The following is a 24,120-nucleotide window of genomic DNA, read 5'->3' as shown; positions in this document are numbered from 1 at the left end:
GGTCTTGTTTTAAAGGTGAAATAAGGATTACGTGCTTTTGAAAATTAAACGAGGGGAAGAATGCTATGCGAAAGCGGATTTCAATCATAACGTTAGCTTTACTTTTGACCTTCAGTAACTGTTTGAGTCTTGTTCTGCCATTTAACAATCAAGCTTCAGCAGACCCCATAACACCAACGATGTTGGCACATTATCCACTGCTTGAGGATGTACAGGATGCATCCGGTAATGGCAAACATGGAACGGCTGTAGGCAACATTACGTATGCCGATGGTCTTACTCTACCTGGAGGAACAGATCGTAACACGAACTACGTGCAGCTTCCTACTGGCTTGTTTGATCATCAAGAAAATACAACCATTTCTGTATGGATCAAGAGCAACACGGGAAGCGGGAACTACGCAGCATTATTCTACGGTACGCCAGCAGCTGAAAATAAATTACCAACGAACTATTGGCTGTTTAATCCATCGAACCCAAGTGGTGATTTCAAGTCCGTATTTACGGATAGCAATAATGTGGACCAGCCTTGGACAACTGAGATAGGAGTATCAGGCGCTTCTACCTCACAGTATCAAGGTCAATGGGTTCACTATACAACGGTCATCACAGAACGCTCTATTACAGGTTACATTAACGGTGTAAGCATAGGCACGGCCGCCAAAGAGAAAACAACAGCAAGCTTTGGTACGGATTTGCAAGCTTACATCGGTCGCTCTAATTATTCAGGGGATGCTACTTTTGCGGGCAGCTTTCAAGATTTAAGAATTTACGGAGAGGCACTAAATAATGAAGATATCACGGCAGTATATGAACAATCATTTAATGAAAAGCAAGTACAACAAGGCAAATTAGAGCTATCGTTAGGTGATATATCTGCCGTGACAGAATCTCTTGAACTTCCTTCTACCAATAAGTATGGCGCATTGATATCGTGGACTTCCAGTGATGAGAGTGCGGTTAGTGCAACTGGGGAAGTGACCTTAAGAGAAATGGAGCAACAAGTGACGTTAACTGCAACCATTTCTTTAGGTGGAAGCCAGACAACGAAGGAGTTCGTGGTTACCTTACTACCTAAAGGTGCTACTGTGGAGCAGATTGCCGTTAAGGAGGTTTCGCTTAATGAAGCTGCACTTCGTTTATCCATGGGGGACAGCGAGACATTAGTGGCTACAATTTCACCTTCAAATGCAACCAATAATAGAGTCGTCTGGACATCTAGTGACTCGGGTGTAGTGGTTGTCAATTCAACGGGTAAAGTTACAGCTGTTAGTAGTGGTACTGCCACCATTACGGTACAAACTGAGGATGGAGAGTTTACAGCTACATCAGCCGTTACCGTTAAGGGAAAATCACTCAAAGATGATCTTATTCTTCATTACGACATGAAAACGACTACAGAAGTAGACGGTCAACTCGTACTAAAGGATGTTGCCAACAAGGAAGTTACCTTTGATGGGATATTTAAAAATCCAAACAATGGACAATTCATTTCAAATAGTGAAGTTGGCTTTATTTCCTTTAATGGTGGAAGCTCTACATCGAATAGTGGTTATGTTGAGATCCCTAAGGGCTCTAATGGACTGGATCTATTACAAGGTCTGAATGAGGTTACCGTATCTTCCATCGTGAACTGGACGAATGATGGTACGAATCGCTGGATTTTCGGTTTGGGTACGGTGTTAACGCCGGAAACGAACAAATATTTTTTTGTAACCCCACGTCACGGTAGTGGATCAGGCAGTATGATTGCTACAGGTATCTCCAAAAATGGCTGGCCGAACGAAGCATTAGTTACAGGTGGCGCAAACTCAAACCTGATCGGTGGACAGTGGAAGCATGTAACGGTGTCCTTCTCTGAAGCTAGCAACAGGATCACATTATTCGTTGATGGAGTTAAGGTTGCTTCAGGTAATACGAAGGGACTAAAGCTGTCAGACATTATTAATCCGGATGCTACGTTCTCTGGCTTTATCGGTAAGTCCATCTTCTCGAACGATCCATACCTTCAAGGTAGCGTGGCTGATTTCCAAGTATATGATCGTGCGTTGACGGAGCAAGAAATGGGCGAGTTATATCAACAAGAAGCAGCACCTCACATCTCCAAAATACGTCAGCTCACTGTTGATGATGCAGCGAATCAACTTAACATCGGTCATTACTTAGACGAGGCAGATCAGAGTGCTGACAAGATAACGAGAAACGTAAATTTACCGAAAAGCGGTAAAAATGGCGTGAATATTACGTGGAGTTCCAGTAATCCTACGGTCATTTCTAACAGTGGTACTGTACAACGTCCAGCTGTAGAAGCAGGTAATGTTCAAGCAGAGCTTACGGCTACTTTAACGTATCAAGGCGTATCTAGAGCGGCTGTATTCCCGGTTACGATCTTGAAGCAATTCGATGATCAGCAGAAGGTTGATCTGGATGCTGAACAATTAGAGATATACAACGCGAACAATGTTAAAGGCAACTTACGTCTTGTCACTGCAGGTGAACAAGGCTCCACCATTACATGGACATCCAGCAGGCCGGCTGTTGTTAAAGGAACGGCTGAAGCGGCTGGTAACGCTCCACAGTTAGGTTGGGTGAGCCGTCAAGCTACGGATATACCCGTTACGCTAATCGCTACTATTACGAATGGTACAGCTTCTAAAGAGCTTACGTTTAACGTTACAATTAAAAAAGCAGCTGCGCCAGTAAAGCCTGATGCTTACTTCTTTGCGTACTTTACAGGTGAATATGAGGGCGGTGAAGAGATCTCCTTCGCTACAGCGAAAGATCCATTGTTCTGGAAAGCGCTGAATAATGGAAAGTCGATCCTGCAATCGAATATGGGGGAAAAAGGACTTCGTGATCCATTCGTTATTCGGTCAGCAGAAGGTGATAAATTCTATATGCTGGCAACCGATTTGAAAATGGGTGAAAGTACAAATTTCGATCAAGCTCAAATGACAGGCAGTCATTACATGATGGTTTGGGAGTCAGAGGATCTCGTGAACTGGAGCGAGCAGCGAATGATCAAGGTGGCTCCTAAAACTGGAGGAAATACGTGGGCGCCAGAAGCGATCTATGATCCGGTAACTGGAGAGTATTTCGTGTTTTGGGCATCATCGATGAAAAACACAGAGACATATGGAGACTATAACGGAAGACCGGAAGGTCAGTACAATGTGATGTACTACGCGACAACACGAGATTTCTACACCTTTTCTGAGCCCAAGGTCATGATTGATGAGTCACTTCCGACCATTGATACGACATTTATTGAGCACAATAATATGTTGTACCGATTCACCAAATCAGAAGTGAATACGAAAGTGTATGTGGAGAAGGCGCCAACGTTCTACTATGACAAGGACGGTATTGCAGCAAATGGCCTTCAATACAACGCTGTTCCTGGTACACGGGATAACAAACTCGGCTTGATCGGGAAAAGTGGAAACAACGAAGGACAAACGATATTTAAGGATATTCATGAAGACAAATGGTATCTGTTCCTTGATTCATGGCCATATCATGTACGTTATACAACAGATCTGGACAGTAGCACGCAATATATAAACAATGTGTTAAGTAGTGATCAATATGCACTTCCGCCAGGACCGCGACACGGAACGGTGATTCCAATCTCACGTGCAGAGTATAATGCTTTGCAAGAGAAGTATGCATGGAAAGGTCCAGCACCATCAACAGACCCGGTTGTACATTACTCATTTGATGCAAATACAGTGAATGGTACAACGTTGAATGACATTTCTGGTAATGGTCATCACGCAACACTCGTAGGTGGAGCAACGATTAATGAAGAGGATCGCATCGGTAAAACGGGTGGTGCATTAGAGCTTAATGGATCAACAGGATATGTGAAGCTGCCAGATCACTTGATTCAATCCTTGAATCTGGAGAAGGCTACGTTCTCTACATGGGTTCAAATGGATAAAAATCAAGCCAATCAAAGAATATTTGATTTTGCTTCCGAAACAGGCAGACAGGTTAACCGCAACACTATGTACTTGAGTACACAAGGGGATACAGGTAGTCTGGAGTTCGCTGTCGTAACCCCTTTTACAGAGAAATTTAGCAATGACAGCACGAAACTAGGATCAGATTATAAATATGCAGTGAGAAATGCTGGACTTTTACCAACGAAGACTTGGCAGCATGTTGCCATTACAATGGATGAATTTGATGCCGTATTGTACGTGAACGGTCAAGAGGTTAAACGCAGCTCGACATTTAACGTGGAGCCGAGAATGTTACTGGAAACAACGATGAATTATATTGGTAAATCGAGAAACAGCTCTCATAATCTATTTGATGGTAAACTGGATGATTTCCGTATCTATAATCGTGCATTATCCGTTGAAGAGATTGCAACTTTAGCTAATGAAGACGTTACTCCTCCAGTAGAGCAGCCATCTGGGGCAGAACTCATTCTCCACTACGATATGAATGATATCGATGGTGCGACGGTTGTTGACCAAACAGGAAACTTTAACGGAAAATGGATGAATCCGTCTAAAGCAGAATGGATTAGTACACAAGATGCGGGTGTACTAAGCTTTACTGGTGGCACAACTAACTCTTATGTAGAGCTGCCACAAGGAGTTCTCGATGGATTAACGGATATCACCGTTTCATCCATTGTGAACTGGAGCGGTAAAAATGCTGCGGAGTGGTTATATGCATTAGGAAGACCAAACAGTAATACGCACTATACGTATTTCACACCACGTTATAACGCTAACGGTCTGGCTCGCTTAGGTATCGCGACGAATGCCTGGAATAATGAGTCTTCAACTTCGACCACGGGCTTAAAGAATAATGAATGGAAAGTCGTTACAACTGTTGTTTCAGGTACAGATGGTACACTAACGCTTTATATTGATGGTGTTGCTGTTGCATCAGGATCAACGAATGGTATGACGTTAGAACAAATAAAAAATATCTCAGGCAGTAGTGGAACCATTGGGAAGTCATTTTATCCGGCTGATCCATACTTCGGCGGGTTGATTGCAGACTTCCAAATTTATGATGGTGCGATGACAGCAGCAGATATTGCATCACTGAAGGCTCGTGCAGATCAGAAGATTGCTTCGATGAAGGGCATGTTTGTATCGGCTGCGAAAGAGAAATTAACGATTCATGATCTTCTTGCCTCGAATACATCAAAAGATGAGATTATAAGCAATGTAACTTTGCCAACATCAGGTGCTTATGGCACAACAATAAGCTGGACTTCGGATAAGGGGAATATCATCTCAACTACAGGTGCCGTAACCAGACCAGCTAACGCAACGGGTGATCAAGTTGTAACGTTAATAGCAGTATTTAAAGATGGTACAGAGACAGCTCGCAAAACCTTTACGTTGATGGTTAAGGCATTGCCAAGCGATGCCGCTTCTGTAGATGAAGCAAAAGCAGCGCTAGTCGTTCATAACATTAGTGATGTTAGAGGTCATCTCTCATTACCGAAATCTGGACTATATGGAACAACCATTACTTGGGCTTCTGCTCAACCAAACGTCGTTTCAGTGACGGGTGAAGTACAACGTCCGGCGTACGGTAGTGGAGATGTAGACGTGAAGCTTACAGCTACGATTACATTAAATTCAGCATCCGCTACAAAGGAATTTATGGCGAAGGTGAAAGAAATGCCTGCTGAAGAAAATTATGCAGGATACTTCTTCACATATTTTACTGGAGAAGGTAGCTCAACAGGCGAGCAAGTTCACTTTGCACTAAGTAACGGTAATGATCCATTGAACTGGCGAGAATTGAATAATGGTAAACCTGTATTGACCTCTACCTTAGGGGAGAAGGGGGTACGTGATCCATTCATTATTCGTTCGCCTGAAGGTGACAAGTTCTACATGATCGCTACCGATCTGAAAATTAACGGTAATGGTAACTGGGGCAGAGCACAGACATGGGGCAGTCGTTCCATTATGGTGTGGGAATCAAATGACCTGGTCAACTGGACAGATCAACGCATGGTAGAGGTTGCACCGGAAGAAGCGGGTAATACATGGGCACCAGAAATTATGTACGACAACACAACTGGTGAATATATCGTATTCTGGGCATCAAGAATGTTTGACGATGCATCCCATACAGGCAGTGCATATCAAAAAATGATGTATAGCAAGACAAGAGATTTCTATACGTTTACTGAACCGAAAGTATACTTGGATTATGGATTTTCCATCATTGACACAACGATGATTGAGCACGATGGAAAAGTGTATCGTTTTACGAAGGATGAGCAAGACAACGGAGCTTCTGCTCCATTTGGCAAGATGGTCTTCCAAGAGGTTGGTAACTCGATCTTGGATCCGGCCTTCAAGATGATTAATCAAGGTGTGGGTAACATGAAATGGGTTGAGGGTCCAACGATCTTCAAATCAAATACAGATGAAAAATGGTATTTATTCGTAGATGAGTTTGGTGGAAGAGGTTATATTCCATTCGAGACCACCAATCTTGCATCAGGAGTCTGGACATTATCTTCCAACTACAATTTACCTGCGAGTCCGCGTCACGGAACGGTAATTCCCATTACACAACGTGAGTATGATGTACTCAGTGGGAAGAACGTACCCGTTAGTGGAATTAGCTTGGACAAAACGACGTTGTCCATCGTAGAAGGTCAATCAGGGCAATTGACAGCTACCGTATTACCAGCTAATGCAACGAAAAAAGCAGTAACATGGAGCTCTAGCAATCCAGCTGTAGCCACTGTAAGTGCGACAGGTCAAGTAACAGCTGTGGCAGCAGGAACAGCAGGCATTACAGTAACTACAGTAGATGGTGGGTTTTCATCCAGCGCTACAGTAACAGTAACACCATTGGTAGAACCGACTGCACCAGGAGAAGTGACAAGACCAAGTGTAACAGCAGGTAATCAGAAGCTGACTTTGAAATGGAGTAATCCTGATGACAGCGATCTGGTTGCCATTAAGATTACAGGTCTTGGAAATACAGAGTTTAAGACGGTAACGCTGAATCATGCCGCTAGCAGTTATGAAGTCACAGGACTTGCGAATGGTACTCGTTATGAATTCCGTATTACTACGGTAAACGCAGCAGGGAATGAATCCGCAGGGGTTGTGGTGTCAGGAACACCACAAGCACCAAGCAGCGGTGATGGAAGTGGTGGCGGTAATATCCCTGCACCTACTGCACCACAAGCTACAGGTGGAAGTGAGCCAGTGGTCATGGACAACGGTCAAATAAAAATTAAGCCAGTCGCAAGTGAGAAAGGTGCTTCTAACGTGAAGTTAAGTGCGGATACGGTGAAGCGTGCGCTTGATCAAACGACAGGCGGTAAGCTGCAGGTGCGAGTTGAAGGTGATCAAAGCTTGAACGGGCTAACGATTGAGTTAGCAGTAGATGCGCGCTTAACAAGTGGATCTTCTACAGTAGATCGCATCGAGATCAACACAGGCTCTGCAGTCGTAACCGTGGCAACCGAACTGCTCGGAACAGGAACAAGTGCGGGGAAAACGTTAGGATTGTCGATTAAGAAATTAACAGCTAATCAATTGTCAGCTAGTGCACAAGCTCAGCTGAATGGTGAGGTCGTATACGATATCGAGTTAACGATTGATGGTAAGAAGCTTACAGCGTTTGATGGCAGAGATGATCTCGTGATTGCATTGCCATACACCCTAAAAGCTGCCGAAAATCCAAACAACGTCATCGTATACGATGTGAAGGACAACGGAGAGCTACGCGTGGTGACGAATGGTAAATACAATGCAGTGACAGGAAAAGTAGAGTTCAAGCCAACGTATGCAAGCAAGTATGCGGTAGCGTATGTTGCAACGAGCTTTAAGGATGTGACCCAAGACTGGGCGAAGGATGCGATCTCGGGATTGGGAGCAAGAGGCATTGTGAAGGGTGTAGGCGACGGCGAGTTTAATCCGAAGGGTCAAGTGACCAGAGCAGAATTCATCACCATGCTGATGAATATGTTGGAGTTATCGGATGAGAGCGCAATGACAAGTTTTAGTGATGTGAAGCAAGGAGAATGGTACCATGGAAACATCGCAACTGCACAGAAGCTGGGGATTGTGAACGGAAAGCCAGATGGAAGATTCGGAGTTCATGAGAACATTACACGAGAAGATATGGCGGTTATGGCATACAAGGCGATCCAAATGAAGCAACTAGCGTTAGCAGGTGGTGAAGCTACTGCTTTCAAGGATGAAGCAAACATCGCAAACTACGCGAAGCAAGCGGTAGAGGCAATACAGGGAGCAGGTATAATCAACGGTGTAGGTAACGATCAGTTTGCACCGAAGAAAAATGCGAGCCGTGCAGAAGCAGCAGTGATGATCTATAATGTGTTGGGTTTGATGTAGGCACGTGCTTCTTGCTTCAAGGAATAACAAAGCCAAAAACGTTACCACTTCTAGTGGTAGCGTTTTTTTGCATACCTTTACCTAGCATCAACGATCTTATTACTTTAGCTTGATATCGGATGGATTCTTCCCCTAAGATTGTCGGTGTATGCCAGTTCACCATCTGTAGTGATGACGGCAGCCTCGATAGGTGTCATTTGATTTACTTTATGAATAATGGAGACCGCATCTAACCCAAACAATTCTGTTGTATAGATGTCGCAGTCCAGCGATCTATCCGCAATAATCGTTAAAGAAGCAATATTACTTTCGATCGGATATCCTGTTTTACTGCTGAATATATGATGGTACTGCTGGCCTTGCTTTTCTAAAACGCGCTCGTATATGCCAGAGGTAACGACGGATTGCTCCTTGACGCTAACGAGTGCGGCTGCATTGCCTCTGGGTAAAAAGGGGTTCTGTATTCCCACGTTCCAGTGACTAGAACCGGAGGGGGAATCGCCATGAACAAGCACATTTCCGCCCATATCAACCATAGCGGAGGTAGCTCCATTTTTCTTGAAAAATGCCATAACTTGATCGGCAAAATAACCTTTAGCGATCGCTCCAAGGTCGATCTCCATGCCTTTTCTTAATAAATGTACGGTTTGCTGCTCATCATCGAGCTGTATATGTTCAGGATTCAAGAGCTCCAAAACTTCCTTGATATCGGTATCCTTCGGCACATGTGCCTCACGGAAACCAATTCTCCACAATTTGATTAAAGGACCTATCGCAATATTTAAAAATGAATCTTCATTCAGGCTGTGTTCTTTGCCTATCTTTATAAGATCATACAGTTCTTTGTCTACTCTAAGCGGATGTGATGCGGCTTCTCTTTTTAGTATGGCAAGCTGCGAGTGCTCACTGTTGGCACTAAACACTTGTTCATAACGGATGAGTATATCCACTGCTTCCTCGGCAAGCTCTTCAGCATCTGTCCCCTCGATATAGAGGGATATGTTCGTTCCCATGAGCGGTATCGTTCTCGTAAAAGATTTCATGATAGCCTCCTATATCGCACATTGTTGTCCGTGATTGAGAAACGTATGGATGAGGTCATGATCCACGCTATTCAGCTTTTTTTCTCCATGATGGGCTATAAAATAATCGAGACTCATCTTCTCTACAGAGATTGGATAGATGTTGTATTCCGAAGGGCACTCCTTGATATGGATACTTTCAGGCACAAAGGTCAGACCTAAATTATGCTTTGCCAGCTTCAGTACCGTGTAAATTTCTTTGCTCTCCATAACGATATTAGGCTGTACCTTGTAGACACTGAGCAATTGATCATTAGCTATCGTGGGCACCAATTCAGATGTATCAACGAACCGGATGCTACTTCAATTTATGCAAAAGCATTTTGCTAGTGAAGCCCAGATTGACTTGTTTGAAATTAAGGATATGCCTGCTTTTATTGAAAAAGATGAACTAGAGGATGCTGAAGTTGATATTCCTGTGAAGGTACAAGAGTTATCGGATCAAATATCTAAAGCGCAAGGTATCATTATCGCCACCCCGGAGTATGATCACGCCATACCTGCCGTTTTAAAAAGTGCGCTCGAATGGATCAGTTATACGACTCAATCCTTGATAGACAAGCCTGTTCTTATCGTAGGTGCTTCACACGGCTCACTCGGTTCTTCCAGAGCACAAGCACATCTGAAACAAATTCTGGATTCGCCTGAACTTGGTGCGAGAATGATGCCTAGCAGCGAGTTTCTTTTGGGAAAATCACAGCGTGCATTTGATACTAGCGGCAATCTTATTGATGCTGAAAAAGTAGCGGAGCTTGACGAAATTTTCAGGGAGTTTGTTTTGTTTACTGAGATCACCACAGAATTGCTATCAAAAAGGACGTTGAAGAAAAAAACGAAAAAATTTTCCTGGCAAGAGTAGGGGGGCTAATCACAATGAAAATCATAGCGATCGTGGGCACAAATGCAAAGAAATCGTATAATCGCAAGCTGCTTCAATTCATACAAAAGCATTTTGAGTCTAGAGCAGCCATTGAAATCCTAGAGATTGCAGATGTTCCGATGTTTAATCGGTCCGATAACCAAACAAACAGTGCAATGATACAATCGTTTAATGAAAAAATTAGCGCAAGCGATGGTGTCATTATTGCGACTCCCGAGTATAACCATTCCATCCCTTCATCCCTTAAAAGCCTGCTGGAATGGTTGAGCTTTGAAATCCATCCGCTGGCTGGCAAACCCGTGATGATCATAGGTGCGTCACAGGGAACACAAGGCTCCTCGCGTGCACAGCTGCATCTTCGTCAAATTCTGGATGCACCAGGTGTCGAAGCTAATGTGATGCCAGGGTATGAATTTTTGCTTGGCAGCGCACATCAAGCATTTGACGAATCAGGCGACTTGAACAATGAAGGAACAGTTGATTTCCTGGAAACTTGTTTCCTGCGATTCCTTCGTTTTGCCAAAATTTCAAATCAGTTGAACGAAGAAGAAGAATTCACTTATAATCCCGGTGTGTATGAGGTCAATGCCATAGGTCATAGTGGCAATCTGCCGATGAAGGTATCCTTTAGTGAAAATCGGATCGAAAGTATCGATATTGATTCCACGGGAGAAACCGAAGGTATCGCCGATGTCGTTTTTGTAAGAATCCCGAATAAAATTATCGAGGGACAGACGCTGAATGTGGATGCTCTCTCCGGTGCTTCTGAAACGAGTAACGCTGTGATTAACGGTGTATCCAAAGCGGTTAAGCTTGCCGGAGTTAACCCGGATATTCTGAAAAGACGTGCAAAACCTGCCAGCAGCCAGATGAGGGATGATGAAGAATACACTTGTGATGTGGTCGTTGTAGGAGGAGGCGGTGCTGGACTAAGTGCTGCTGCCACAGCTTTACAACATGGAGCAAGTGCTATCGTTCTTGAGAAATACCCTGCCGTAGGAGGGAATACCATCCGTTCAGGTGGTCCTGTCAATGCTGCAGATCCTGCATGGCAACAACAGTTTAGCGAGAATCCAGGAGAAAGACAGACCATTGAGAATTTGTTAAGTACCGATGAGAGCCTGATCCATCCGGAATATATAGACGATTTTCATGCACTTCAAGAAGAATTTGCAGCGTATCAGGAACAGTTCGGCACACAGAAAGCTTATTTATTTGATTCCCCGCTGCTTCACAGAATGCAAACGTATTTCGGTGGCAAACGAACGGACCTGAATGGAAACATGATCTATGGACAGTACGATCTGGTTAAAGTACTCACAGAGCATGCCTTGGAAAGTGTGCAATGGCTTGAGGATATCGGGGTTGAATACGATAAAAGCATCGTGTTTGCTCCAGTAGGTGCCCTTTGGCGTCGTGGTCATAAACCTGTCAAAAGTTATGGCTCAGCCTTTATCATTGCACTTAGTAAATATGTAGAAGAGAATGCAGGGAAAATTATTACTGATAGCCCGGTCCAACAACTGATCATCGAAGATGGAAAAATAGCAGGTGTTATCGCAACGGGTGTTAATGGTCAGAAAATTACCATTCATGCCAAAGCTGTTGTGCTTGCTAGTGGTGGTTTTGGCGCAAATACACAGATGCTGAAGGAATATAACACGTACTGGAGCCATATTGATGATGATATTAAAACGACGAATTCCTACGCGATGACTGGTGATGGAATATCGCTTGGTAAGAGCGCAGGTGCGGCACTGACAGGCATGGGCTTCACTCAGATGATGCCTGTTGCCGATCCGGACACTGGCGAGCTCTTCAGCGGGCTGCAAGTACCGCCTGAAAACTTTGTTATGGTTAACAAAAAGGGAGAACGATTTGTAAATGAATTTTCCGGACGGGATGTCTTAACCAAAGCAGCTATTGAGCAAGGAAGCTTATTTTATCTGATCGCTGATGATGAGATCAAGAAAACCGCAGCGAATACAAGCGAGGAAAAGATCAATCGGCAAGTTGAGGCAGGGACTCTGTTCAGAGCGGAGACGATTGAGGAGCTGGCAGTGCAAATCAATATGGACCCTCAGGTTCTCAGAGCGACGATGGATAAGTACAACTCCTATGTGGATGCGGGTTTTGATCCAGAGTTCCATAAGGATACGTTTAGCTTAAAAGTCGAGAAGGCTCCATTCTACGCTACACCAAGAAAACCTGCTGTTCACCATACGATGGGCGGTATTAAGATCGATACGAAAACCCGTGTATTGGATGAAAACGGTCAACCCATAGCGCATCTGTATGCCGCTGGAGAAGTGGCCGGAGGTATACATGCAGGCAAACGTTTAGGCGGTAATGCTTTGACGGATATCTTTACTTTTGGACGAATTGCTGGTAAGACTGCTGTGGATGAGATGAATGATGTGGAGAATATAAACAAAGAAATATAGATCATTCATGACCATTTAAAGCTGTAAATCTAAACAACCCGGTAAACACAAGGATATCCTAGTGTTTGTCGGGTTATTTCCAATTCATAGATGTGTTCTTGGAAACTAATCTGAAAGCGCTTTATTTTTTTTGTAGACAAGAGAACATACCAGATGATATATTGTTTCTGTAAGAAACAATATTATTTTTATTGAGAACTATATTATACGTGTCCTAGTTAAGGACGGAAGGAAATGATCTCTCGGAGCTTAAGCTTGGACACTACAAAAAGGACGGGGAAATGATGACTAAAATCGAGACAACAATTCAATCCTTTGACGGCACACAGCTTTATTTCAGCAAGGATACAGTGGAAAATGCCAAAGCCGCTGTCGTTATTGTACACGGATTAGCGGAACATACCGGTCGATATGATTATGTGACAGAGAAGCTGAGCCAGCGCGGGTTTAACGTATATCGATTCGATCATCGCGGTCATGCTAGATCGGAAGGACAGCGTACGTTCTACAGTGATTTTCACCAGATCATAGAGGATGTCAACGTTGTGGTGGAGACTGCTTTGCAAGAAAGCGGCAATCTTCCGCTGTTTGTTATCGGACATAGTATGGGAGGCTTCGCAACCTCGTCTTTTGGAACGAAATATCCAGGTAAGGTCAGAGGTATCGTGTTATCGGGAGCGCTCACTCGTTACAATACAAAAGTTGCCGGAGAATTGCCTATGGATCTGCCTACAGGCACGTATTTCCCGAATGAGCTGGGCAGCGGCGTATGTAGTGATCCCGCAGTTGTATCCGCTTACGCGAATGACCCACTAGTTGAAAAGCAAATCTCTGTAGATTTGTTTAACAGTCTGGGAAATGGCATAACATGGCTGAAGGAGAACGCTGAGCAGTTTATAGATCCTGTACTTGTTCTGCATGGGGCTAATGACGGGCTGGTCAGCGAAAAGGATTCTCGTGATTTTTACGGAGATATCGCTTCAACCGATAAAACACTCAAAATTTATGCTCATCTGATGCATGAGATATTTAATGAACCAACCCGTGATGACGTTATTGAAGAAGCGATTGCATGGATTGAAAAACGAATCTGATTTCAGTAGAGTAAGAGAGAGAATCTGAATGATGAAAGGGATTACCCATGAAATTAGATTGGATGGGCGACCATCGGGAACTGATTGAGAAAATTATCAAATACGGCAACGCGTACTCGAACACCTATAAGTTACAGCGAAGTTATGGTACAGACATGATGTTCTCGGCTTCACAGATTCAGACGTTGGAATACATTCTGGAAGCCGAGGACAAGGAAGAGAAGATGACGGAAATGGCCGCACGCCTGGGCGTAAGCCGCAGTACATTCTCCAAGAACGTGAAGAATCTGACCGAAAAAGGACTGCTCGAAAAATTCCATCTAAGCGGGAACCGCAAAGATATTTACGTCAAACCTTCGGCAAAAGGGCGCGAGGTATATGCCAAATACACCGAATTTGTGCGGGAGCTTTGTTTTGATGAAATTTTCAAGTATGCAGATCAGATTTCAGATGCGGACAAACAGAACTTTATTCGCATCATGGATTTGTTTGCCGATGTACTCGTCTGGTATGGTGAAAAGGGACAGGAAGCGCGCAAGTTAATCAGAATTGATTCCGATGTGGGCAGAGACTAGTTCAACAACATTAAAGGGATTTTCCTCAAGGCTGTTCTGTGGCCTGAAAGGGAAATTCCTTTTTGATTCCTCTGAAACACGAATTTTGAAATTAAGGCGTCAGCCCATTCCCTCCGCGAATGCCCTTCATACAGTATAAAGTGCTTGATGCACCAGAGGCTGTAGGACAATTATTCAGCAGGGAGTGAGATGTGTGAAATTATCAACAAAGCTTACCGGACGGGTTATTTACAAAGGTGATCCAGGATATGAAGCGGCACGCAAGAACTGGGACCCGCATACCGACAGATATCCCAAAGTTTTTGTTTTTGCTCAAAAGACGAAAGATGTCTCCAACGCTATCCGTTGGGCTCGTGAAAACAATGTTCCGATCCGGCCGCGGAGCGGCAGACATGCGCTTGAAGTGAATCTTTCACAGGTTAACGGAGGAATTGTGATTGATGTGAGCGATCTGAATTCCATTAAACTTGATAAAAAAAATGGAACGGTTGTTGTTGGAACAGGAAACCGCGTGGGAAGAATTGCGAATACCCTTGCCAAGCAAGGTTTCATAGCGCCTTTTGGTGACAGCCCTACTGTAGGGATCGGTGGAATTACATTAGGTGGGGGAATTGGGCCTCTCCAGCGTACCATCGGTCTCATCAGTGATAACCTGCTTGAGGTAGAGATGGTGGACGCCAAAGGAAAGGTGATTCGGGCCAATAAAAATCATAATGCAGATCTCTTTTGGGCCTCACGTGGTGGGGGTGGTGGTAACTTCGGAGTATATACCCGTTACAAATTCAAAGTGCGCCGGGCACCAGCGAAGGCTACTGTATTTAAAATTACCTGGCCATGGGCTCAATTCGAGAAGGTGCTCAAAGTATGGCAGAAGTGGGCTCCGTCTGTTGATACGAGACTGGGCAGTGAATTGTCCATCGGACCGAAAAAGGGTGGCAATGTTATGATGGAGGGACTGTTCCTAGGCTCTAAAACAGAGGCCCTCCGATTATTGCAGCCAATGACTAGTGTCGGTACGCCGACGAGCTCCACGGTTCGTTTGTTGCCTTACACGGAGGTTGTAAAGTTCTTATTGCAGCCTGACCCGATTCAAACGCAAAGGTTCAGTAACCAGTTCTCCTCCGGTTTCGGAAGAAAACCGTTTCCCGATAAAGCCATCAAAACGATGCGCGCATTTTTGGAGAACTTGGAAGAGGGACCAGGCGGGTTCTATTTCCTCAACTGGGGCGGAGCGGTAAGTCGCAAATCACCTCGATCAACCGCGTTTTTCTGGCGGAAAGAGAAGTTCTATGTGGAATGGACCAGTACGTGGATCAAACCATCCCATGCCGCTAAAAATATTGCACTCGCTCGTAATACTCGCAAGAAATTGCAACCATACATCGTCGGTTCCTATATCAACGTTCCAGACCAAGGAATCAAAAATTCCGGTCCAGTGTACTATGGAGCCAACTATGCGAGACTGCGGAGAGTCAAAGCCAAGTATGATCCGAAAAATGTGTTTAACAATCCTCAAAGCATCACGCCGGCTCGTAGAGCGTAAAGGTAGAGCCATTTATTTTTATCAGCAGCTTGTGTTAATCAGAAGTTGAATTCATCTAAGTACTCATACTAATAACAGTAAAGACACGTCTTTTATGGCGTGTCTTTTTGATTTTTATGGTAGTATAGATGCCAAAACGATATTTGAAACAATACAGTTGCTGTTGGTGACCCTTGAATGGAGGTATGGCTCATGTATGCACCGATCTTATCCACGAAATTATCCATTCCAGTTCAGCGCTCTCATGTAGTCGATCGTCCACGCCTGATTGTCCGTTTGGACGAGGGAATGTACGCCAAACTCATACTGGTCTCTGCTCCTGCAGGATCAGGCAAAACCCTACTAGTCAATCAATGGGTTAAGTCTTCTTCAATACCTACGGCTTGGCTCTCGCTGGAAGAAGCGGATAACGATCTTTCGCGTTTTTTGACATATCTATGTGCTTCGTTACAGACGATTTTCCCCAAACTTGCAGAAGGCATCGTAGGATTTGTTCAATCTTCGGAGCCGTCACCCGTTGAGACTGTAATTACATATCTCCTGAATGAAATTTCTGATGTATCCGATCATTTTGTGCTTGTTCTGGATGATTATCATCTCATGACTTCAGAAGTTATCAATCAAGCACTTGTCTACTTACTGAGGCACATACCCCCGCATATGCATCTCGTCATGATTACGCGTCAGCAACCCAAGTTACCTTTGGCTCGACTGCGGGCAAAGGGAGAATTGGTTGAATTACGCGGCAGTGATTTGCGTTTTAATTCTCCCGAAATCAGTGAGTTTTTGGATCGGGTCATGAGATTGAAACTTTCAAAAGAAAACATTGCTCTCCTTGAAGAACGAACAGAAGGCTGGGTTGCGGGGTTGCAGTTAGCTGCCTTATCCATACAGGGTTCTTCAGATCCGAATCACTCTATGGAAACGTTCAGTGGCAGAGCCCCATTTGTACTCGACTATCTCATGGAAGAAATATTACAAGGGCAAACCGAACAGGTACAGAACTTTCTGTTGAAAACGTGCATGTTGGATCGATTATGCGGTTCATTGTGTGATGCGCTCTTTGATGTAGGTGAACCAAAGGAACATCAATCCGTTGAATTTACCGGACAGGAGATGTTGGAGTGGCTGGAGCAAGCCAATCTTTTCATCGTTCCGCTAGACAATGAGAGGCGATGGTATCGTTACCATCATCTTTTTGCAGATTTATTACGTAAAAGAGTACACCAGACTTCGAGTTACGCTGGCAAAGCTGAGACTGTTCTGTCTGTTACTGAAATACATAAGCGAGCGAGTATCTGGTTTGAGAAGCATCAAATGGAACTGGAGGCTTTCAATCATGCTGTAGCTGCGGCAGATACTTATCGGGCATCGAATCTGTTGGAAGGAAAGGGGATGCCACTTCTTTTTCGCGGGGGTGTTGTTCCTGCTCTTCAATGGTTGGGTTCTCTATCGTCAGCGGAATTGGATTCAATCCCATCATTATGGGTGATGTATGCCGCTGCGTTACTGGTGTCAGGCCATGTGGTAGATGTGGAACCCAAGTTGCAATCTGCTGAACAAGCGCTACAAGATATGGGCCCCGAGCAGATCGATTCTGATCTGATCGGACATATCGCTTCCATCCGAGCCACGCTGGCTGTCAGCCGGCATGATGCGGATACGATTATTGCGGAGTCGCTTCACGCACTGCAATATTTGCATCCCCATAATCTTCCTATTCGTGCAGCAACAGCTTGGACATTAGGATATGCATACCAGCTCCAGGGGAAACGTGAAGAAGCTGAACTGTCCTACCTGGAATCATTAGCGAACAGTACCCAGATCGGCCATCATATCATCACGATGATGGCGACACTGGGCTTGGGGAATATACAGGAATCCAACAACCAGCTACACTTGGCGGCTGAATCTTATCAGCAGGTGCTGAATATGGCAGGTAAGCCGCCACTACCCTTTGCATGTGAAGCGCATTTGGGTCTGGCCAGGGTTCATTATGCACGGAATAATCTTGACACGGCACTGCTGCAGGGTCAACAGAGCTTACAGTTGGCAAGGCAATTTGTACAAACGGACAGAGTTGTTGCAAGTGAGTTATGGCTTGCCCGAGTGAAGCTGGCTCAAGGGGATCTTCATAATGCGGCTGCGATGATAAGCAGAATCAACAATACGGCACAACGGCAAAATTTTGTGAAGGAACTCCCTGATATTACGGCCACATACATACTTGTACTCCTTCGTCAGGGTGATCTCGAAGAAGCAGTCCGATTATCATGGGACAGAAATCATACTTTCAGTCAGGCCAGAGTATTGTTGAAGCAGGGAAATACGTTGCAGGCACTTCGAATTATGGAATCCTGTCTTCGTTTGGCCATAACCAAAGGCTTCCAGGATGAGCAACTCAAGGCAACAATCCTTCTGGCGGTTATCCATGAGGAACATGGAAATAAAACAAAAGCTATCGAGCTCCTGATTGAGGCAATGACGATGGCTGAGCCAGCAGGCTTTATTCGTGTATTTGTAGACGAAGGTATTGTCGTGCACAGTCTTTTGAGGAGGATGACAGCACGCGCTGACTCACGTTTATATCTGCTTCAATTATTGGCTGCATTTGAAGCTGAGAATATTAGAAGGGAAATTGTTGGGGAAGAGTCCGACATACATCCTTGCGTTTCCAAATTACCGATTGACCCGTTAAGTGCGCGCGAGCTGGAGGTATTACATCTCATTGCACAAGGGAGGTCCAATCGGGAGATAAGTGAGATTCTGCATATTGCACTTCCGACAGTGAAAGGACATAACCGTATTATTTTTGACAAATTGCAGGTGAAGCGGAGAACCGAAGCAGTGGCAAAAGCGCGTGAATGGAAGCTCCTGTAACTTGTTATTCACGAACGATACTTTAGTATCTAGGGAACGAACCCACTTTCTCGATATACTGTTGGCAAACAGGAATATGTGGAGGGAAGATATGAGAGCTATCATATGTACAAAGTATGGATCACCCGATGTGTTGCGGCTTAAAGACATAGCGAAGCCATCACCCAAGGATCATGAGATTCAGATTAAAATACATGCAACAACCGTAACATCGGGGGACTGTAGAGTTCGGGGTTCCAATGTCCCGTTCCTGTACTGGGTGCCGATGCGTCTATATTTTGGATTCCGAAAACCTCGAAATTCGGTTCTGGGCGTAGAGCTGGCAGGAGAAGTTACGGCGATCGGCAAGAAAGTAACGCAATTTAAATTAGGTGATCAGGTGGTTGCGATGAATGGATTGTCTTTCGGTGCCCATGCTCAGTATATATGTCTGTCCGAAGAGGATCCAGTTGCTCTGAAACCAGTCAACGCAACGTATGAGGAAGCAGCAGCGATTCCCTTTGGTGGAACCACGGCCTTACATTTCCTGCGCAAAGGAAAAATTAAAAGTGGATCTAAAGCGCTCATCTATGGAGCTTCGGGAGCAGTAGGGACTGCTGCGGTGCAGCTCGCCAAATATTTTGGAGCAGAAGTAACGGGGGTATGCAGTACAACGAATGTAGATCTTGTGAGATCACTTGGTGCAAAGCATGTTATAGATTATATGAAGGACGATTTCACCGAAACAAGCCAGCGGTATGATCTGATCATGGATGCTGTCGGCAAAGTCTCCAAAGCCAAGTGTCAGCACATCTTGGCCCCTAATGGTATATATGTCACTGTTGAGGGGCAAGGGATCGCACGGGTCACTGCAAAGGATATCATACTTCTTAAAGAGTTAATGGAAGCTGGTGAGATCCAAGCAGTGATAGACAGACGTTATCCGTTGGAGCAAATTCAGGAAGCTTATCGTTATGTGGAAACAGGGCGTAAGAGGGGAAATGTCGTGATTACGGTCAAACATGAGAACTAATTGGCAATGCGGCCTCTTTGAGTTGGAACGGAACCTAACGAATCTAATAGGATGAATGGAGCATGAGAAGATCGTATTAAGAAGAAAACAAGTACACCCCATGAATGAACTAGAACAATTAGCCAACACATTTGCACAGCAGTTATTTAGACGTACATGAGGTCAACCGACCCCGATTGGTGAAAGGGAACTAAAAAGCCGCTTTTGGTCATATGACCAAAAGCGGCTTTTTCTCATGCCACTACGCATGTCAGTTATAGAGCAATTAAACGTTAACTTTTTCTCCTGCAAATACTTCCACGTTCATTGGAGCGGCCATAAAAGCTGCTGCTTGTTGAACAAAAGCCTGGAAATGTGAGCTTGTGTTGTGGGCAGCTGTAGTAGCTTCGTCTTTCCACAGTTCGATCATCGTGTATTGTTGTTCGTGTTCTGTGCTTTTTGCCAGATCGTAGCTGATGTTACCTTCTTCTTGACGTGTAGCCGTGATCAGTTCTTTAGCTGCAGCCAGAAAAGCTTGTTCTTGAGCCGCTTGAATTTGCAGATGTGCGTGAATGATAATCATAATAGTTAACCTCCATAGTGTGTTTGATGGTGTGTGTTTGAGATTTGTTAGTAATATAAACCTATTGGAAAAATATAATCATGACTTACAGGGATACACTCCCTGTTATTATGCCCAAGTTGTGATGGTTTCTACTGGCAGACGATAAGAAGGGTGACCCTCTTTCGCTGATTTACCAATAGAGATCAGCATCACGGGTTGGTAACGCTCTTTGTCCATGCCGAATGCTTCTGCAATTTGATCTTTCTCATAACCACCGATGGGGTTGGTGTCATAACCATGAGCACGTGCAGCAAGCATCAATTGCATGGAAGCAAGGCCAGCATCGATTAGGTTAACGTCACGAAGATCGGAAGCAGCCATCTTTTCGTAATAAGGCATTACAGTTTTGAGCTGCATATCCTTAATGTCTTGTGGCATGTAACCAAGTTCTACAGCTTTACCAAAAATCTCATCCATATATTCAACGTTGTTCATGTCAATGAATACGCCAATAACAGCGGCAGAAGTCAAAACCTGATTTTGATTGAATCTTGCAAGAGGCGCAAGCTTTTCTTTACCTTCAGCTGTATCTACAACTAGAAAACGCCAAGGCTGCAAATTGATCGAAGATGGTGCACGGGAAGCTTCAGACAGAATTTCAGTCATTTCTTCACGGCTGATTTTTACTTCAGGATCGTATAGTTTAACAGAACGACGACCGTAGGTAATTTCGTTAAAATCATTTGTTTTTTGGAATTTGCTTTGAATTGTACTCATGAATGGATCTCTCCTCTATATATGGGTTAAAAATTGTTCTGCATACGTTCGAGGAAATCAGCGAGCGCTTGAACCTCGTCTTCACTGAAATCCTGCAAAATCTGATTGATAAAATTGGTCTTCTCAACTTTGTAGCCTTCAATCTGCTTCCGACCGTGGTCCGTAAGACGAACAAAAGTTACCCGATTATCTTCGGGGTTCTTACGTCTTGTAACCATTAGATCTGCCTCAAGTTGCTTCAGGTGACGTGTAATGGCAGCACTATCTATGTTGATCATTTTCTGAAGCATAGACTGGTTAATCTCATCAACCTGATCGAGCTCATGCAGAATCTCAAACCGTGAAGAACTGATGCCAGTACAGCGTTCGAACTTGGGACTGATTTTGTTGCCCAGCACGTTCAGCAGGTTGATGATCTGTTCTTCTTTGGAAACAATACGTGTCATGACTAGACCTCCCGGGTGAATCTGAATCATGAACAACGGCGTATGTTAACCAATAATTAAAGTTGCAGTATACAATGCCATTGCCTAATGATTATTTGGATGCTCTCGATCATTGATGTATCAATATTTGATGCCTCAATCATTGATGGCTCAATTAATATATCATGGCTTTTATGATTTTGCAACAGGTTCTGAAGAAAAGATGAGTGTACCATTTTATCCCGGTGCATAAGCATGTCGTCTGTATAGGATGTCCATCTGCATGAGTTTCTATCGATGGGTTGAGTTATTGAGAATTATTATCAATTGATCTATAATGAAGAGGAAATGGCATATCGAGCGAACGCAACAGGCAGCAGTTCATACAACAGCTGAGCAGGCATGAAGGTGCATATGGATCGGAGGGTAAGTACAGAAGATATGAATTTGAATGATCACATCAAGCTGTGGAATCATGTTTTTGTCAAAATACTGGATGTACGCCAAAATGCTTTGCATCCCGGCGAGAAGCTGAAGACTTATCAACTGCCAGCGAGTGCCTATCTATACATCATCGACGGAAGTGCACGGATAGGTATGGATCAACACAGTTATATCGTAGATGGATTCCACGTTATTCATGGCGGAAAGCAAGCATACTTAAACATGGAGACGGATTCGGGTGTGGCGTATTATGTGATTTTGTACAAAGCCATTCTTGCATTGCCCTGTGGTATGGAAATTCATCATCTAATGGATCATGAACGTCCGTTCCATGACCAATACGCACTTGTGCCCACCCATCCGCTGGACATGTATCAATGTATGGAGAAATTGAAACGGGAGTGGGAACAGTCCAACAAACTCGCGAAGCTGCATGCCAAAACTCTATTTCATCAATGGGTATATTCTTTGTTGGAAGACTTACATAGACAATCCATTCAACCATGGAAACCGGACACGGTCACACAAGCTATTGATTATATGAATGCTCATCTGCACGAACCCATAGCTCTTGATGTAATGGCAGAAGCATTGGAATGCAGCGTGGGGCACTTGTCCAGATTGTTCAAACAAAAGTTGAACATCAGTCCCATTCAATATCTCGGACAGATCCGAATGGAGAGGGCTGCACATCTTCTGGTACACACGGGTGCTACATTGCAACAGATTGCAGAACAAGTCGGTTATCCGGATGCACACTCACTGAGTCGCAGTTTCAAAAAAATCAAAGGACTATCTCCAATTCGCTACAAAAAAGGTCTAAGCCAACGGTTAAATAACTCGAAAAAGGCATTCGCAATGAACCAAAAGCAAGATTTGCCCAGTGTGATGCAAGAAAATGCCCTTCATCCGCTACATACCTCTCTATATAATGATATTGATTATCAATATCAAAAGAATGTTGGAGGGGAATTACTGATGCAAGGAAAATTCAAAATGACAGCAGTAAGCATGATGCTGTGTCTCACATTACTACTCGCGGCCTGTGCCATTCCGGCACCGTCTGCAAGTGGTTCGCAAACAGAGACCAATGCGAGTACTTCACAATCGGGAAACCAGACAACGGAGGCAGGGAAATCGACTGCACAGCCAGAGACGCGAACGGTTTCTACATTGAGAGGAGATGTGGTAATCCCGGCCAACCCGCAGCGTGTTGCTTCGGATCAATACATGGGGTACCTGCTGAAACTGGGCATTGTACCGGTTGGTGTAAGAACATTTATGCTGAACGAAGGATGGATTGAAAAGTCTGGCATTGCTGCTGATGTTATAGCGGGTATTGAGGATTTGGGAGGAGAGTTCCCAATGAATCTGGAGAAGTTAGTGTCACTTGAGCCGGATCTCATCATCGGTTCCATTGATAAAAATATTGAGGATTACGAAAAAATTGCAACGACTGTCTTTTTACCTTATTGGGAAGGAGATAAAACGTCTGGCCCACTGGAAAAGCTGCGCCGGATTGCTGGTGTTTTTGGTAAAGAGAAGGAAGCAGAGCAATGGATCACGACATATGAAGAGAATATCGAAGAGACTAAGAAGCAGATTGGTGGTGTGATTAAAGAAGGCGACACCGTATCCATCATACAAATAGGATACAAAGCGTTGTATGTACTTGGTGCAGAAGGCGGGAACTATGGTAGTTCCACGATCTATGAGATGCTGAAATTGCCTCCAACTCAGCAAGCACTCGAAATGAAGGATGGATTCGAGACGATCTCCCTTGAAGTACTGCCCGAGTATATGGGAGATCATATCTTCTTATATGGTTCGGGTAGTGAGGACGCCAAAGAGATCTTGAACAGTGAGGTTTGGAAACGTTTGCCTGCTGTGCAGAAAGGACAAGTCTACGTCTATGGTTCCTTGGTACAGAGGATGAGTTTGTCATGGAAGATCCCTATTCACTGGAGTTGCAGTTGGATAGTATAAAGAATTTACTATTGGGAGCTGAAAAATAGAGTGTAATCAGTTCACATAGAATTGGATCAGAACAG

At 44.2% G+C, this 24,120-nt stretch carries 14 protein-coding genes; 9 read left to right on the top strand and 5 right to left on the bottom strand.

Going from position 1 to position 24,120, the window contains the following annotated elements; genetic code table 11:
* Positions 1-65: 65 nt before the first annotated feature.
* The gene (locus AB4111_RS06755) at positions 66-8,369 is read left to right on the top strand and encodes an immunoglobulin-like domain-containing protein (RefSeq protein WP_442030926.1); all 8,304 of its coding nucleotides are present in this window, start codon (positions 66-68) and stop codon (positions 8,367-8,369) included.
* A 104-nt stretch (positions 8,370-8,473) separates the two neighbouring features.
* Here the strand turns inward: AB4111_RS06755 and AB4111_RS06750 are convergent, their stop codons facing one another.
* Positions 8,474-9,412, bottom strand: coding sequence for an FAD:protein FMN transferase (locus AB4111_RS06750; protein WP_442030925.1), 939 nt, complete (start codon positions 9,410-9,412; stop codon positions 8,474-8,476).
* 9 nt (positions 9,413-9,421) lie between these two features.
* Positions 9,422-9,724 (bottom strand): hypothetical protein, encoded by a 303-nt coding sequence (locus AB4111_RS06745; protein WP_442030924.1) that lies wholly within the window; start codon positions 9,722-9,724, stop codon positions 9,422-9,424.
* Between the two features lie 37 nt (positions 9,725-9,761).
* Here AB4111_RS06745 and AB4111_RS06740 point away from each other — a divergent pair, with 37 nt between their 5' ends.
* The 7 genes from AB4111_RS06740 to AB4111_RS06710 all read left to right on the top strand — a co-directional run bounded on the left by AB4111_RS06740 (position 9,762) and on the right by AB4111_RS06710 (position 19,879).
* The gene (locus AB4111_RS06740; protein WP_442030923.1) at positions 9,762-10,310 is read left to right on the top strand and encodes an NADPH-dependent FMN reductase; all 549 of its coding nucleotides are present in this window, start codon (positions 9,762-9,764) and stop codon (positions 10,308-10,310) included.
* A gap of 14 nt (positions 10,311-10,324) precedes the next feature.
* Positions 10,325-12,775 carry a flavocytochrome c gene (locus tag AB4111_RS06735; protein ID WP_442030922.1) on the top strand — a complete coding sequence of 817 codons (2,451 nt, stop codon included), beginning with the start codon at positions 10,325-10,327 and terminating at the stop codon, positions 12,773-12,775.
* A gap of 281 nt (positions 12,776-13,056) precedes the next feature.
* Positions 13,057-13,869, top strand: coding sequence for an alpha/beta hydrolase (locus AB4111_RS06730; RefSeq protein ID WP_442030921.1), 813 nt, complete (start codon positions 13,057-13,059; stop codon positions 13,867-13,869).
* A gap of 47 nt (positions 13,870-13,916) precedes the next feature.
* Positions 13,917-14,444 carry a MarR family winged helix-turn-helix transcriptional regulator gene (locus AB4111_RS06725; protein WP_442030920.1) on the top strand — a complete coding sequence of 176 codons (528 nt, stop codon included), beginning with the start codon at positions 13,917-13,919 and terminating at the stop codon, positions 14,442-14,444.
* Positions 14,445-14,637: 193 nt separating this feature from the next.
* On the top strand, positions 14,638-15,987 hold the full coding sequence (locus AB4111_RS06720; RefSeq protein ID WP_442030919.1) for an FAD-binding oxidoreductase: 1,350 nt from the start codon (positions 14,638-14,640) through the stop codon (positions 15,985-15,987).
* 192 nt (positions 15,988-16,179) lie between these two features.
* A complete protein-coding gene (locus AB4111_RS06715; protein WP_442030918.1) occupies positions 16,180-18,867 on the top strand; it encodes a LuxR C-terminal-related transcriptional regulator in 2,688 nt (895 codons plus the stop codon).
* Between the two features lie 91 nt (positions 18,868-18,958).
* Entirely contained in the window at positions 18,959-19,879 is a 921-nt protein-coding gene (locus AB4111_RS06710) for an NAD(P)-dependent alcohol dehydrogenase (protein ID WP_442030917.1), read from the top strand.
* A 265-nt stretch (positions 19,880-20,144) separates the two neighbouring features.
* Here AB4111_RS06710 and AB4111_RS06705 read toward each other — a convergent pair whose 3' ends face one another.
* From AB4111_RS06705 to AB4111_RS06695, 3 genes are all read right to left on the bottom strand, one after another.
* Complete coding sequence (locus tag AB4111_RS06705; RefSeq protein ID WP_442030916.1) at positions 20,145-20,441, bottom strand: putative quinol monooxygenase; 297 nt, start codon at positions 20,439-20,441, stop codon at positions 20,145-20,147.
* A gap of 108 nt (positions 20,442-20,549) precedes the next feature.
* Positions 20,550-21,200, bottom strand: a complete 651-nt coding sequence (locus tag AB4111_RS06700) for a nitroreductase family protein (RefSeq protein WP_076209073.1) — start codon at positions 21,198-21,200, stop codon at positions 20,550-20,552.
* A gap of 26 nt (positions 21,201-21,226) precedes the next feature.
* Entirely contained in the window at positions 21,227-21,646 is a 420-nt protein-coding gene (locus tag AB4111_RS06695) for a MarR family winged helix-turn-helix transcriptional regulator (protein WP_406880738.1), read from the bottom strand.
* Positions 21,647-22,039: 393 nt separating this feature from the next.
* On the opposite strand from AB4111_RS06695, the gene AB4111_RS06690 reads away from it, so the two are divergent.
* The gene (locus AB4111_RS06690) at positions 22,040-24,055 is read left to right on the top strand and encodes a helix-turn-helix domain-containing protein (protein ID WP_442030915.1); all 2,016 of its coding nucleotides are present in this window, start codon (positions 22,040-22,042) and stop codon (positions 24,053-24,055) included.
* Positions 24,056-24,120 lie beyond the last annotated feature (65 nt).

Source organism: Paenibacillus sp. 2KB_22, assembly GCF_052115745.1.
GTDB lineage: Bacteria > Bacillota > Bacilli > Paenibacillales > Paenibacillaceae > Paenibacillus.
The sequence above is the reverse complement of the archived record's forward strand: the minus strand, read 5'-3'. Positions and strand labels throughout refer to the sequence as shown.